The organism is Selenomonas sp. FC4001 (genome assembly GCF_000701565.1).
In the GTDB taxonomy this organism is placed as follows: domain Bacteria; phylum Bacillota; class Negativicutes; order Selenomonadales; family Selenomonadaceae; genus Selenomonas_A; species Selenomonas_A ruminantium_B.
The window spans coordinates 146,384-160,305 of the sequence record NZ_JNJF01000010.1; the positions used below are offsets into that span (position 1 = coordinate 146,384).

12 protein-coding genes are annotated in these 13,922 nt (G+C 52.5%); 8 read left to right on the forward strand and 4 right to left on the reverse strand.

The window, feature by feature from the left end; translation table 11 throughout:
- The first annotated feature begins 6 nt into the window (after positions 1 to 6).
- The 3 genes from atpG to T320_RS05065 are packed head-to-tail and all read left to right on the forward strand — an operon-like array spanning position 7 to position 2,741.
- The gene (atpG, locus tag T320_RS05055; protein WP_026759906.1) at positions 7 to 858 is read left to right on the forward strand and encodes an ATP synthase F1 subunit gamma; all 852 of its coding nucleotides are present in this window, start codon (positions 7 to 9) and stop codon (positions 856 to 858) included.
- Between the two features lie 23 nt (positions 859 to 881).
- Positions 882 to 2,294: a F0F1 ATP synthase subunit beta gene (atpD, locus tag T320_RS05060; protein ID WP_037353579.1), complete on the forward strand. Its 1,413-nt coding sequence runs from the start codon at positions 882 to 884 to the stop codon at positions 2,292 to 2,294.
- A 3-nt stretch (positions 2,295 to 2,297) separates the two neighbouring features.
- Positions 2,298 to 2,741: a F0F1 ATP synthase subunit epsilon gene (locus tag T320_RS05065; protein ID WP_037353580.1), complete on the forward strand. Its 444-nt coding sequence runs from the start codon at positions 2,298 to 2,300 to the stop codon at positions 2,739 to 2,741.
- 56 nt (positions 2,742 to 2,797) lie between these two features.
- Here the strand turns inward: T320_RS05065 and T320_RS05070 are convergent, their stop codons facing one another.
- Positions 2,798 to 4,354: an alanine/glycine:cation symporter family protein gene (locus T320_RS05070; protein WP_037353581.1), complete on the reverse strand. Its 1,557-nt coding sequence runs from the start codon at positions 4,352 to 4,354 to the stop codon at positions 2,798 to 2,800.
- Between the two features lie 219 nt (positions 4,355 to 4,573).
- Here T320_RS05070 and T320_RS05075 point away from each other — a divergent pair, with 219 nt between their 5' ends.
- Positions 4,574 to 6,388, forward strand: a complete 1,815-nt coding sequence (locus T320_RS05075) for a putative bifunctional diguanylate cyclase/phosphodiesterase (RefSeq protein WP_051608600.1) — start codon at positions 4,574 to 4,576, stop codon at positions 6,386 to 6,388.
- 24 nt (positions 6,389 to 6,412) lie between these two features.
- Here the strand turns inward: T320_RS05075 and T320_RS05080 are convergent, their stop codons facing one another.
- Genes T320_RS05080 through T320_RS05090 form a run of 3 tightly spaced genes read right to left on the reverse strand, consistent with a single transcriptional unit; the run spans position 6,413 to position 9,937 of the window.
- A complete protein-coding gene (locus T320_RS05080; protein ID WP_037353638.1) occupies positions 6,413 to 8,161 on the reverse strand; it encodes an NADH-dependent [FeFe] hydrogenase, group A6 in 1,749 nt (582 codons plus the stop codon).
- A gap of 5 nt (positions 8,162 to 8,166) precedes the next feature.
- A complete protein-coding gene (locus tag T320_RS05085; RefSeq protein ID WP_037353583.1) occupies positions 8,167 to 9,417 on the reverse strand; it encodes a complex I 51 kDa subunit family protein in 1,251 nt (416 codons plus the stop codon).
- Between the two features lie 13 nt (positions 9,418 to 9,430).
- Positions 9,431 to 9,937 (reverse strand): NADH-quinone oxidoreductase subunit NuoE family protein, encoded by a 507-nt coding sequence (locus T320_RS05090; RefSeq protein WP_051598488.1) that lies wholly within the window; start codon positions 9,935 to 9,937, stop codon positions 9,431 to 9,433.
- 188 nt (positions 9,938 to 10,125) lie between these two features.
- Here T320_RS05090 and T320_RS05095 point away from each other — a divergent pair, with 188 nt between their 5' ends.
- The 4 genes from T320_RS05095 to T320_RS05110 all read left to right on the forward strand — a co-directional run bounded on the left by T320_RS05095 (position 10,126) and on the right by T320_RS05110 (position 13,690).
- Positions 10,126 to 10,365 carry a hypothetical protein gene (locus tag T320_RS05095; RefSeq protein WP_026759913.1) on the forward strand — a complete coding sequence of 80 codons (240 nt, stop codon included), beginning with the start codon at positions 10,126 to 10,128 and terminating at the stop codon, positions 10,363 to 10,365.
- 206 nt (positions 10,366 to 10,571) lie between these two features.
- The gene (locus T320_RS05100) at positions 10,572 to 11,411 is read left to right on the forward strand and encodes a metallophosphoesterase (RefSeq protein ID WP_156032746.1); all 840 of its coding nucleotides are present in this window, start codon (positions 10,572 to 10,574) and stop codon (positions 11,409 to 11,411) included.
- Positions 11,412 to 11,429: 18 nt separating this feature from the next.
- Positions 11,430 to 12,878, forward strand: a complete 1,449-nt coding sequence (locus T320_RS05105; RefSeq protein WP_051608602.1) for an O-linked N-acetylglucosamine transferase, SPINDLY family protein — start codon at positions 11,430 to 11,432, stop codon at positions 12,876 to 12,878.
- A complete protein-coding gene (locus tag T320_RS05110) occupies positions 12,875 to 13,690 on the forward strand; it encodes a class I SAM-dependent methyltransferase (protein WP_037353585.1) in 816 nt (271 codons plus the stop codon). The genes T320_RS05105 and T320_RS05110 overlap by 4 nt, the downstream gene beginning before the upstream one ends.
- Positions 13,691 to 13,922 lie beyond the last annotated feature (232 nt).

The window sequence follows — 13,922 nt, forward strand, 5'->3', positions numbered from 1 at the left end:
TTCTTTTTGGCTAGTTTACAGGACATCCGCCATCGCATTAAGAGCGTAAAGAGTACCAAGCAGATAACCAGTGCCATGAACATGGTGGCGACCTCGCGTCTCCGTCATGCCAAAGAGGCAGCACTTGCCAATAAGCCTTATGCAGAAAAGGTCGTGCAGGTGGTACAGCAGATTGCTGCTACCGCGGGAAATGATTTTTCTCATCCCCTGCTCGAAAAGCATGAGGACGGCAAAAAGCTCATTTTGCTTGTCACCAGTGACAAGGGCCTGGCCGGTGCTTATTCCGCCAATGCCTGCAAGGCAGCGGAAGCATTGGTCGAGGACAAGAAAAATACCCCGCTGGTCATTGTCGGCCGCAAGGGGACCAGCCACTTCAAGAATCGTGGTTATGATGTGGTAAAGAGCGTTATCGGCGTCAGCGAACGCCCCAGCTTTGACCTGGCTAAGAAACTGGCCGACGATTTGGTGGAACGCTTCAAGACCGGAGAAATCCGGGAAGTGCAGATGGTTTATACGAAGTTTATTTCGGCGATTAACTGTGAGCCGCAGGTGCTCAAGCTCCTGCCTTTTGAGGCAGAAGAAGGCACGGAAGGCCCGGTTACCGAATACATCTATGAACCGGATGCTGCCACGGTACTCGGAAGTCTGCTTCCGCAGTATCTCTACACCACCATCTATGCAGCGCTCCTGCAGTCTGCGGCAAGCGAACTTAGCTCCCGCATGAACGCCATGAGCAATGCAACGGACAACGCAGAAGAGCTTATCAGCAAACTGGACCTCTACTACAACAAGGTACGTCAGGCAGGTATCACCAACGAAATCACCGAGATTGTTGGCGGTGCCGAAGCTCTGAAATAAGGGCATCGTAAGGAGGTTTACCATTGGCAAAAGGTAAAGTCGTACAGGTTATTGGACCTGTCGTAGATATTGAATTCCCGGCTGGCGAACTGCCGGAAATACTGAATGCAATCACCATCAAGGGCAAAGCCGGTGAAGTGGACATCGACCTCGTGGTTGAAGTTATGCAGCACCTCGGCGACAGCGTAACCCGCTGCATCGCCATGAGCTCTACCGATGGTCTCACCCGCGGGATGGAAGCCGAAGATACCGGCGCTCCGATCAGTGTTCCCGTTGGTGAAGGCACTCTGGGCCGTATCTTCAACGTACTGGGCCAGACCGTGGATAAGGACCCTGCTCCGGTTAACGCCGCTGAGTATTGGCCGATTCATCGTCCTGCTCCGGAATTTGAAGATCAGGAAACCAGTGCACAGGTACTCGAAACGGGCATCAAGGTCGTTGACCTTATCGCACCGTACGCCCGCGGCGGTAAAATCGGCCTCTTCGGCGGTGCCGGCGTAGGTAAGACAGTGCTTATCATGGAGCTTATCCATAACATCGCTACCGAGCACGGCGGCTACTCCGTATTCGCCGGCGTAGGTGAACGTACCCGTGAAGGTAATGACCTTTGGGGTGAAATGAAGGAATCCGGGGTTATCGGCAAGACCGCACTCGTTTACGGTCAGATGAACGAACCTCCCGGAGCTCGTATGCGTGTAGGTCTGACGGGCCTCACCATGGCAGAATACTTCCGTGATGTTCAGCATCAGGACGTGCTGCTCTTCATTGATAACATCTTCCGTTTCATTCAGGCAGGCTCTGAGGTATCCGCACTGCTCGGCCGTATGCCGTCGGCAGTAGGTTATCAGCCGACCCTGACCACCGATATCGGTGCGCTGCAGGAACGTATTACGTCCACTAAGGAAGGTTCCATCACCTCCGTACAGGCCGTATACGTGCCCGCCGATGACTTGACTGACCCGGCACCGGCTGGTACATTTACCCACCTCGATGCAACGACGGTACTTTCCCGTCAGATTGCAGAATTGGGTATTTACCCCGCCGTTGACCCGCTCGATTCCACCAGCCGTATCCTCAATGCTGAAGTTCTCGGCGAGGAACACTATCAGGTGGCCCGCGGTGTGCAGGCAGTGCTCCAGAAGTACAAGGAACTGCAGGATATCATCGCCATCCTGGGTATGGAAGAACTGTCCGACGAGGATAAGCTCACCGTATCCCGTGCGCGTAAGATTCAGCGTTTCCTGTCCCAGCCGTTCTTCGTAGCAGAAGTATTCACCGGTTCTCCGGGTAAATACGTACCGCTCAAGGAAACGGTTCGCGGCTTCAAGGAAATCCTTGAAGGTAAATACGATGACCTGCCGGAAGCTGCCTTCTATATGGTCGGCAACATTGACGAAGCTGTGGAGAAAGCAAAGACCTTGGAAAAGGAGGGATAATCTATGGCTACGATCCAGCTAGAGATTGTCTCCCCGGATAAAGTGGTTTATGCCGAGGACATCAGCATGCTTATCGTCCGTTCCACGGGCGGCGAGCTGGGTATCCTCCCCAAACACGCTCCTCTGGTAACGGGGCTTTTGCCTCATGCCATGCGCGTGCGTCTCAATGGTTCCGACAGGGACGAACAGCTTATTGCTGTGTCCGGCGGCTTTATGGAAGTCACCCCGGAAAAAATCACGGTGCTGGCTACGGCGGCTGAACAGCCGATTGACATCGACATCAATCGTGCCCAGCGTGCCATGGACCGCGCCAAAGAGCGTATCGCTGCTTTCCATCAGGGAGGCGACGAGGCCAGAAATATCGATATCGAACGTGCCCAGCTGGCCCTGCGGCGTGCAATCGCCCGCCTGCGTGCTACGGGAGCGGAAATCGAGAATCTGAAATAAGAAGTGAAAACGGCTTGCAGAGAAATCTGCAAGCCGTTTTCAGGTATATAGGAAAGTTAACTTTGGGCATCCTTTATTACGTGGAAAGCTGATGAAGCGGTACATTCATCCCAAACCGGTACAGGCGTACCAAATGTTTCGGAATTGAATTCTTCATTTTGGTCTTCGAAATTCGCGAAGGCCTTTTTCACTTGGCCAAAGCCCAGATAGAGCAGCGGCAGGTTGCAGCAGACCATGACAATGTTGGCAAAGTCGCTGAGGTTCCAGAGGGCGCTGAGGTCAAAGCCGGCAATGTTGGTGACCATGCCGAAAGCCAGTACCGTCAAATTCACCAGACGGACGGAGGCAATGAACATCTTGTTATGGGAAATCTGCCGGGCGCAGATTTCAGAGAAGGACAGGAAGCCTAGCAGGCAGGTGAAGGCGAAAATGCCAAAGCAAATGCTGATGACAAGCGTAGCCAGGCCATAACCGGTACCGCTGCCGAGCAGCTGCGCGCAGGAGGCAAGGAATTTTTCCAGACGACCCAGTTCCATCCAGGCTGCAGAGCCATTGCCCATCCAGGCCTGTCCCATGATGAGGACGAAACCCGTCAGCGTGCAGATGACCATGGTATCGAGGAAAACGCCGATAGCCTGAATGATGCCCTGGTCGCAGGGATGTTTGGCATGGGAGACTGCTGCGGGCATGGACAGCGTGCCCTGTCCGGCCTCGTTGCTCATGAGGCCGCGTTTGATACCCTGTGAGAGGGCAATACCCAAAGCACCGCCGAAAATTGGCTCGGGATGGAAGGCTTCGGTTACAACCACATAGAAGAACCAGGGCAGGCGGTCAAGATTCAGGGCAACCATCATGACAACAGCGGCCACATAGATAACGGCCATGATGGGCACAAGTACATCGGTGATTTTGGTAATGCGGCGCAGTCCGCCGAAGATGGAGAATGTGGTCACACTCATCAGCAGCAGGAAGAAAATCCAGACAAGCGTGCTGTCAGCGGCCAGTTCTACGCCTGTTATGTTTTGCGTGATGGTCGTCATGGCCGATATGGTATTAAAGCCCTGAGCCGGAATGCAGAGCAGGGCATAGACGATATACAGCAGACTCAAAGTCCCGCCGATGATGGCTGCACCACCCAAAAGTTTCCGTCCATAGCAGGGCAGTCCACCGACGTATTCATCCCCCTGCTTGTCCTTGTAAATCTGCGAGAGTGTGGATTCGACAAAGGCCGTGGCCATGCCGAAGAAGGCGGAGAACCACATCCAGAACAGGGCACCCGGGCCGCCAGTGGAAACGGCGCCCGTAACGCCCAAAATATTTCCGGGACCCACGCGCATCGCTGTAGAGAGAAGGAACGAGGCCAGAGGGCTGATGCCCTGCTCCGTCTTTTGGCTATGTATCAGGGTGTTCAGACCATAACGGAAATATTTGACCTGCACAAAGCCCAGCTGCAAGGTGAAATAAATGCCAGTTCCCACCAAGAGAATGATGACCAATGGCAGCTCGCCGATAATGGGGAGTTGGGCGTACCAATCCAAATTGGTCGGGAATCCCCAGACCAAATCGGCAAGATTTTGGAAGACAGCACATATACTGCTGATTAGTTCATACATGAATTAATACCTCCTGTGACACGTTTAGATAAGCAACCGGATGACTGCCGGAACTGCTATCTAAATTGTAGCATACCCAATATAATATGGATATTGGTGTTCGTGCTAGGTATTTTGTAGTCTGTGCGCATAGTATGCAAGTTTACGCACATTTTCTTCGCGGATATGATATAATTATATTCAGTAAATGCTAAATTATCCTGAAAGGGACGATAGCGAATGGAGCGTAGCGGAATTACAGCCTTGGTAAATCGGATAATCCGAGAATATTATGAATTTGGCAATACGACAGACACGCGTGACTTGCTGACGGATGATGTAATCGCCTTTGGCGTGATTTCTCAATACTATGTTCAGGGACGGGAGCCGGTGCTGAACTTTTTGGCGGACAGCTACAGGAAAGTGGAAGGCGTCCATGTAAAAAAGATGACCTGCAACGAGATTGAAACCGACCAGGGAATCACGGTACGGGCGGCCGTGGAACTTACGTCCCGCAATCGCAGGCACAGTACCCATCGTCTTATGATTATGTTCCGCAAGGATGCGGACACTTACCGGATTTGCGGTATCAATGTGCAACGGGGCTTTGCCAGCTTTCTCTACAATCTGAATTATGACAGGCTGACCAATTTGTACAATAAAAAGGCTTTTTGCCGGCGGGTAAATGAAGTGTTGGCGCAGTATCCCGACACGGAATTTGAAATCATGCGCTTTAACATTGCCCGTTTCAAAGTGATAAATGACCTGTTTGGTGAGGAAACAGGGGACAAGCTGCTGCGGTATGTTTCCCAGTTCCTGACCAGCATTCAGCTGGAGCCCTGCGTCTATGGCAGGCTTTATGCGGACAATTTCCTGCTGTGCTATCCGACGGCGGGAAATCTGCGAGAGCATCTCATTCATTCCCTGCAGATGCTGGCCGTGTCCTTTGCCCTTGATTACCGTATCGATTTCTATTTTGGGGTTTATACGGTGAAGGAACGGGATTTGTCTGTTACCACCATGTTGGACCGGGCGGCCATGGGGCTGTTCAAGGCCTCGCGCAATGGCATTATTGTCTGCGGTGAGTATGATGATGACATGCGGGAAAACATGGTCAGTGAGCAGGTCATTGTGAATAATATGAACGGCAGCTTGGAGCGGGACGAATTTATCGTCTACCTGCAGCCAAAGTACAATTTGAACACGGAGAAAGTGGTGGGGGCAGAGGCCCTGGTGCGTTGGATTCATCCCCAGCTCGGTTTCGTTTCTCCGGCCAAGTTTGTGCCTATCTTTGAACAGAATGGTTTTATCTATCAGCTGGATAAATATGTCTGGGAGAAAACCTGTCAGATGCTGCGGGAGGATATTGATGCGGGGCGGCCGGTTATGCCGGTGTCCATCAATGTGTCCCGGGTGGATTTTTACAGTCCGAATCTCGTGCAGGTCTTTGAGGATTTGACGGCAAAGTACAATCTTGACCCGCGGCTGTTGGAACTGGAATTGACCGAGAGCGCCTATGTGGAAAATCCCCAGCAGATTATTGAGATAACGAGCCAGCTGCAGGCCAAAGGTTTTGTCATTCTAATGGATGATTTTGGCAGCGGTTATTCCTCGCTCAATATGCTGAAGGATTTGCCCGTGGATATTCTGAAAATCGACCTGCGATTCCTGTCGGATTCTCAGGGCGTGGAAAATGGCCGGGCTGACAATATCCTCAATTCGGTGGTGCGCATGGCCAAGCGGCTGGATGTACCGGTCATTGCCGAAGGGGTGGAAACCCAGAAGCAGGTGGATTTCCTGCGAACCATCGGTTGCGAGTATGCCCAGGGGTATTTCTTCGCAGAGCCGGTGCCGCTCGATGAATACCGGAATCTTATTCAGGGCGATTTGGTGGTGGAACAGAAGGTACCCAGGTACGCGGAGAAAAATACCGAGGCGGTGCTGACCCTGTCCAGCCAGTTGCATAAGCTGATGGAAGAATTGCGTCAGGTAGCGCCGGATAAAATAGCTGCCATTGAAAAAAAGATGAAAGAAGAAGCCGCTGCTCTTTGGTGAGCAGCGGCTTTTTGTGTTGGGAATTTAGTTGAAGGTATACGGCTTATCCACCTGATGATAGTGGGTATGCAGCAGTTCATGGGCTTTTTCACCCAAGGGCTCGCCCAGGAAATCCTGATAAAGGGTTTGGATATCCGGATTTTCGTGGGATTTGCGGATGGGCAGGGCCTTGTCGATTTCGTAAAGGGCGGCCATGCGCTTCTTGCGAATGGCGTTGGTGGTACCGATGGGCTGCCCGCCACCGCCGATGCAGCCGCCAGGGCAGGCCATGATTTCGATGAAATCGTAAGGGCTGGTGCCTTTTTTGACCTGTTCCATGATGAGACGGGCATTTTTGAGCGTATGAGCAACGGCAATGTGCACATCCCGGCCGGGGAGGTGTACCGTGGCTTCTTTGATGCCTTCAAAGCCGCGCACATCCATGAATTCGAGTTTTTCGAGGGTCTTGCCCGTGACTTTTTCGTAGACGGTTCTAAGGGCTGCCTCCATTACGCCGCCAGTGGCGCCGAAGATGGCCCCTGCACCGGTAGACAGGCCTAAGGGGCTGTCGAAGTCATTTTCCGGCAGCTGGCCGATGGACAGGCCCACGTATTTGATGAGTTTGATAAGCTCGCGGGTGGTAAGCACCACATCCACATCGCGATAGCCGTCGCGGCCCATTTCCGGGCGGGCGGCTTCAAATTTTTTCGCCGTGCACGGCATGATGGATACGGTGACGATTTCCTGCGGCTTGAGTCCGGCCTGCTTGGCGTAATAGGTTTTGGCAATGGCGCCGAACATGCTCATGGGGGACTTGGCCGAGGACAGATGGTTGATGCAGGTGGGGAAGTGTTTTTCCATGTAGTTGACCCAGCCCGGGCTGCAGGAGGTCATCATGGGCAGAACGCCGCCGTGTTCCAAACGGTGCAGGAATTCATGACCTTCTTCCATAATGGTGAGGTCGGCGCCGAAGTTGGTATCGAATACTTTATCGAAGCCCAAAAGCTTCAGAGCCGTAACCATCTGCCCCGTGACGATGGCACCCGGTTCCAGACCGAAGGCATCGCCCAAGGCCACTCGCACAGAGGGGGCAACCTGTACGATAACGTGTTTGCTGTCATCCTGCAGGGCATCCAGAACTTTTTGGGTATCGTCCTTTTCCACAATGGCACCGGTGGGGCATACGAGACTGCACTGGCCGCAGAGGAGGCAGTCGGTTTCCTCCATGGGCTTGTTGAAGGCCGTGGTCACCACGATATCGCTGCTGCGTCCGGCGTAGGTGAGTGCGGCAATCCCCTGCACATCCTTGCAGGCCCGGATGCAGCGGCCGCAGCGGATGCATTTGGACGGGTCACGGACGATGGACGGATTGGTTTCAATGCGGGGCACTTCCTTTACCACGCTGGGCAGATTGGATTTCAGAATGTTGAAGCGGCTGCAAAGGCGCTGCAAATCGCAGTTCTGATTGCGGGGACAGCTCAGGCAGTCTTTGTGGTGGTTAGCCAGCATGAGCTGGAGGATGGACACCTGCGTGTCACGGACAATCTGCGTGTCCGTATGGACATCCATACCCTCCCAGACTTCGGTGGAGCAGGCGGCCAGCAGGCGCTTTTTGCCGGTGACTTCCACGGAGCACAGGCGGCAGTGCGCCTTGATGCGCTGGTCCTCATGGTAGCAGAGGTGTGGAATGTCAATGCCGAGAACTTTCGCGGCCTGCATGATTTTGGTGCCCTTGGGCACTTCGATGGGAATATTGTTAATGGTGAGTTTTACCATTTCCTGGCTTTCGTTCATATTGCTCATGCGCGGGCACCTCCAAGGTCAAAAACTTGCGGGAATTTCTTCATGGCGGACAACAGGCTGTTCTGGGCGGTTTCCCCAAGCCCGCAAAGGGAAGACATGCTCATGACCTTGGCAATGGTGGTCATGGTCTTGATATCCTGTTCGTTGGCTTCGCCTTTGGCCAGCTTGTCGAGAATAATCTTGATATGGAGATTACCCTCCCGGCAGGGCGTACACTGTCCGCAGCTCTCCTCGGAGAAGAATTCCTGATTCATGCGTAAAAAGTCAATGACACTGGTGCGCTCGTCGATGACCAGAATGCCGCCGGAACCGACCATGACGCCAGCGGCCCGCAAATCGTCATAGGTATAGGGCGTGTCCAGAATCGAAGCATCCGTGACTTTGCCGGATGCGCCGCCGAACTGAATGAGCTGGATGTTCCGGTCGTGCTGAATGCCGCCGGCCAGATTGTAGATGATTTCCCGCACCGTGGTGCCGAAGGGAATCTCAAAGACGCCCGGCTTGTTGACATTTCCTGCCACGCTGATGAGCTTGGTGCCGATGGATTCTCCTGTGCCGCAGTTCATATAGGTGGTCTTATCCTGAAGCAGATGAGGAACAAGGGAGAGGCTCTCGACATTGTTCAAGCAGGTAGGACGGGCAAACAAACCGCTGACCTTGATAAAGGGCGGTTTCATGCGGGGACGGCCCGCCTTGCCCTCGATGGAGCGGATGAGCGCCGTGCCTTCGCCGCAGACATAGGCACCGCCGCCGGAATAGAGATGAATATTGAAATCAAAGCCTTTGCCTAAGATATTTTCGCCCAGGAAACCGTAGTTTCTGGCCTGGCGGATGGCATTGAGAAGCAGGGGACGGTGGCAAGCATATTCGCCCCGCATATAGATGAAGCCGTCGGTTGCACCGCAGACGAAGCCGGCGATAATCATGGCTTCAATGAGATTGAAAGGGTCGTTCTTGATGAGTTCCCGGTCTTTGAACGTGGTAGTCTCTCCTTCGTCCGCGTTGCAGATGACTACCTTGTTCTCACCACGTACAGCCCGAGCCTGGCTCCACTTGCGGCCCAGCGGATATTCTGCGCCGCCACGGCCACGGATTTTTGCCTCTGTGAGCATGGTACAGATATCTTCCGGGTCCATATTCACGGCTTTGCGCAGAGCTTCAAAACCGCCGATGTTCATATAGGAACCGATGGAGGAGGTGTCGTATTGGCCAAAATTTTTGGTCAGGAATTTAACTTGTGTGCTCATACATTTCCCCTCCTTATTTCAGCGAACGGAGCAGCGCTTCGATTTTTTCGATGCTGTCCAGATGGTCGTAGACATGGCCGTTGATGCGCACAGCGGGTGCCCGGTCGCAGGCACCGTAGCAGGTGGTGCGCTCCAAGGTGAAGCGGCCGTCATAGGTGATTTCCCCAATTTTGATATCGAGCAAATCCTGCAGCGTGGATAAGAGGCGCTCCGTATCGATACGGTTTACCCGGCAGGCCGGCGAGGAGCAGACCTGTATGGGATATTTTGCTCGGGGCTTTGCGGAAAGTTCGCTGTAAAAATTCAGGCAGTCGAACACGTTGGTGACAGGAATGGCGAGCCGGTCTGCCAGATAGTAGGCTGTGGCTTCCGGCACATAATGACGTTCGTTTAAGTCCTGCACTTCCAGCAGAATCCCCACAATCTGAGTCGGGTCGTTGTCGTGGGATTCCAGAACCAAATCAATTTTAGCCTGTAAATCTGCTGGCAGCGGATACTCTTTAATTTGAGTAGTAAGCATCGCAAAACCTCCTAAACAAATAGATATACACACGATACTTACATTATAAGAAAAAATTTATCCATTTACAAGAATTGTAAAAAAATTTACAAAAGATGTGTACAACTTTACAAAAATATGCTACAATATAGGTGCAACGCAGAGAGCATGTAAATATACTTCATAGGGGATTATGGGGGGTTGTTTATATGGCTATCAAGAACATAGAGATGGACCGTCGTGACAGCGCGATTTTTCGCAAACAATTAAAACGAGGAGGTTTCCTTTCTGCGAGTTACTTGTCTGTTAATGGTTTCGATGTAACGAAGTTGCGCAAACTGGCACTGGCTGGGGAGCTGGATGCTATTCGTTGCGCCATTGGCAAATCCATCCGCTGGTATTACAGGGAAAGACAAGCGGAGAACGCTCACCTGCGAGGCTTGGCATAATACATTTGATGTAAGTTTTTTTACGAAGTTTAACGAAAATTTTATTATGCTCTTATAAGATTGCACATTTGGAATCGGCGTGGCCGGTTCTCTTTTTTTTCGCTGGAGGTATTTTTGTGTTCTGGGCGATATTTTTTTTAGTTGCGGCTATTGTATTTATTTTCATCCCGGCTCTGCTGACTTGGTTTATTTACCGGAAAATTCCTGTGGATAAGAACAAACGCAGGTTTTTGAAGGGCGCGGCTCTTTATCCGGCAGCCATGCTGGGGGGCGGTTCCTATGGCTATTATTATGAGCGGAAGCAGCAGGTGAAGCGCCATTATGATGTAAAATATCCGGCTGGCCTCGGACTGGCTGGCTTGACTGTAGCGCAAATCAGCGATGTGCATTTGGGCAGATTTTTCTCGCTGGAGGATTTGCGGCAGCTTTTGCAGCTGGCGGCTGCGGATTCGCCGGATATTCTGGTGGTTACCGGTGATTTATTCGATGACTTGCAAAAGAATCCTGCCGCAGTGCATATATTGGATGAAGCGGTGGATTTATTCCCGAAGGGGATTTACTTCTGTCTGGGCAATCATGAAGTTTACCGGGACTGGGGACGCACGAAGAAGCTCTTGGAAAAGACCCGGGTACACATGCTCATTGGCCGGGCAGAAAAGGTGCCGGGGACAGAACTTTGGCTGGCTGGTGCCGAATATTCGTTTGCCCGGGATGAGGAAAGTTTTCGCACCGAGAAGGCGGAGATGGTGCAAAGGGCCTTGCAGGACATTCCCAAGGAGAAATGGGGGCAGACCATTTTGTTGGCCCACCATCCGGAATTTATTGATGACGGAGCGGAGATGGGCGTGCCTCTGATACTGACCGGCCATACGCATGGCGGTCAGTTCGGAGTCTTTGGGATTCCCCTGATGGCGGCCTTTAAGTACAACCGAGGACTGGTAAAGGTGAAGGACAGTCTGGGGTATGTTCACTGCGGCAATGGCAGCTGGCTGCCGATACGCATTGGCTGTCCGCCAGAGATTGCCTATTTCAGATTGACTGAGTAATGGGGACGAGGTGAGCGCATGGAGAGCTGGTGGCAGGAGATTGTGAACCTGTTGCAGCGGGGCAGAACCCAGCTGGCCCGGGAAAAACTGGATGATTTGCGGGGAAGCGTGCCCCCGGATGAGGAATGGCGCTTCCATGAACTATATGGCGCCGTGTTCCATGATTTGGCGGATGGAGAAGGTGCGGCCGCCGCTTACAGCAACGCAGCCCAATGCGACAAGTATCTGCGCAGCCAGCGGGAGCATTTCTCCAGCTATCTTTTTGCCCTGCATTATCTGCCGGGATTAAGTGCCGCTGATTTATGGCAGCAGCATAACTACTATCAGGAATTGTACCGCGAGGAGGAATTGCTACCTCCGCGCCAGATTGTGCCCCATAGCCGTCTGCGTGTAGGCTTTATCGCCCATGATTTCTGTGACAGTGCCGCGGCAAGATTTTATGAGGCACTGGTGACCGGATTGGATGTGCGTTATGCCAGCACGTATCTCTACGCTCTGCAGGATGAGGAGGATGCCTTTACCCATTCTCTACAGGGCTGTGGCCTTATCTATCGCTGTCTGGCCGGGAAAAATCTCGTGGAGATGGCTGAGGCCATCCGCTGGGATGAAATCGATATATTGGTGGATTTGTCGGGCCATACGGAAGGCGGCCTGACCTTGATGGTGCTGGCGAAAAAGCCTGCGCCGGTACAGCTCAGCGCCATTGGCTACTTCGATACGACGGGACTGGGGGCTGTGGACGGTCTGCTGACGGATAAAATTCTTGACCCGTCAGAAATTGACAAGTCATTTTTTCGGGAAGAACTGGTACCCCTTCCCCATGCGTTCTGCTTCACGCCGACGGAAGCCATGCAAAAATGCCGGCGTCAGCCACGAAATGAAAGCATGCCCCTGACCTTTGGCTGCTTCCAGAACGGCATGAAACTAAATCGGGAGGTGCTGGCGCTTTGGCGGGAGATTCTGGAACTTTGTCCGAAGGCACGCCTTATTGTGCAGGACACCACGCGCCTGCCGGAACGGCGTCAGGCTTTGGAAAAGCGCTTGGAAAAAGCGGGCCTGCCAATGGAACGGACGGAAGTGCGGCTGGGCACCGATAATTACCTGCAGGATTATCAGGAAATTGACATCATGCTTGACACCTTTCCCTATAACGGCGGTGCTATGACGGCTACGGCGCTCTATATGGGGGTGCCGGTGGTGACCCTGCGGGGAAATCATCATAGTGCCCGCTTTGGGGCAAGCCTTTTGACAGCGGCAGGTTATGAGGAATGGATAGCAGACAGCAGAGAAGACTATTTGAAATGTGCCTTGCAGCTTGCTTCTGACTTGTCATTTTTAGCGGCTGTGCAGGAAAATCTGCGGGCGGAGGTGGAAAATTCGCCCCTCTGCGACAAGGCAAGGTATGCAGGAGCGTTTTGGCAGATATGTATCGACCTGTGGGCCAGAAAGGGGGACTTTGCCTTATGAAGCAGGACTTAACCGCGTTTCTGCCCGGTGGGCCGGCGCCTTTACGCTGGCTGATTCTGGAAAGCCTGACTTATGTAGAAAAGATTGCGGCACTCTATCCCCATTCTCAGTTGACGGTGGTAACGGAAATTGAGGAGGCCGCCAGTCTGCGTGAGTTTGCCGGGCTGAATATCCAATGGGTATTTCAAGACATCCGTCAGGAAAAACTGCCCTTCCCCAATGGCAGCTTCGATGCGGTATTAGCGGAAAATCTGCTGGCCCGGGCTTATGAGCCTTATGAACTGCTACTGGATATCAGCCGAAAACTTACGGATGTGGGCGTATTCTATGGCGATTTTTTGAATATACGTTACACCGGAGTATTGGAAGCTTTGAAGCAGGGGCAGTTTCCTGTAAGGGAAAAACATCTTTATGCCAAAAGCGAAATGGTTCGCCTGCTGGACGATACACTCTTCAAGGAAATTGACTTTGTGCCCGGGGATAGAGATGAGGACAATAGCGCCGAAGAAGAGTGGGAGGCGGCAGGCTACGCTAATATCAATCACGAGCTTTCCATCAGACGGTATCTCTTCCGAGCTGCTGTCAGCACCGCCAAAGTGGCCAACCTCAAAGGATTATACAGCCCAGAGGTGCGCAAGGAGTTATCCCGCATCCTGCATCGTATTGAGTATGACGTTGCGCGGACGGAAAATCTGGAACGACTGCAGCAGCTTTGTCAGCGGGAGGGAATCTTCCCGGAATATCTGCACGATTTTGTTGAAGAAACCTGCTATCATCGGGACAAAGTTTTAGCTTTGCTGGGGCAGAAATGATTAGAAGTGGCAGCATCTAGCAGTTTTTCATGTTTTTTTCAAAAAAGGTGTTGACAGGAGCCTCTGACTCGTGTAATATAATACAAGTCGCTGACAGACACGGCAACGAAACAGTTCAGCAAGCCTTGATTGGCAGGCCACTGTGAGGAACCGAAAAGCTTCGAAAAACTTCAAAAAAGTTCTTGACAAGCTAAGCTGAATGCGATAAGATAAATGAGTCGCTTGAAGCGAG

Coding starts and splice junctions, on each gene's coding strand:
- T320_RS05095 (WP_026759913.1), top strand. CDS start 10,126: ATGGCTATCAAGAACATAGAGATGGACCGTCGTGACAGCGCGATTTTT.
- T320_RS05075 (WP_051608600.1), top strand. CDS start 4,574: ATGGAGCGTAGCGGAATTACAGCCTTGGTAAATCGGATAATCCGAGAA.
- T320_RS05070 (WP_037353581.1), bottom strand. CDS start 4,354: ATGTATGAACTAATCAGCAGTATATGTGCTGTCTTCCAAAATCTTGCC.
- T320_RS05105 (WP_051608602.1), top strand. CDS start 11,430: ATGGAGAGCTGGTGGCAGGAGATTGTGAACCTGTTGCAGCGGGGCAGA.
- T320_RS05090 (WP_051598488.1), bottom strand. CDS start 9,937: ATGCTTACTACTCAAATTAAAGAGTATCCGCTGCCAGCAGATTTACAG.
- T320_RS05065 (WP_037353580.1), top strand. CDS start 2,298: ATGGCTACGATCCAGCTAGAGATTGTCTCCCCGGATAAAGTGGTTTAT.
- T320_RS05080 (WP_037353638.1), bottom strand. CDS start 8,161: ATGAACGAAAGCCAGGAAATGGTAAAACTCACCATTAACAATATTCCC.
- T320_RS05085 (WP_037353583.1), bottom strand. CDS start 9,417: ATGAGCACACAAGTTAAATTCCTGACCAAAAATTTTGGCCAATACGAC.
- T320_RS05110 (WP_037353585.1), top strand. CDS start 12,875: ATGAAGCAGGACTTAACCGCGTTTCTGCCCGGTGGGCCGGCGCCTTTA.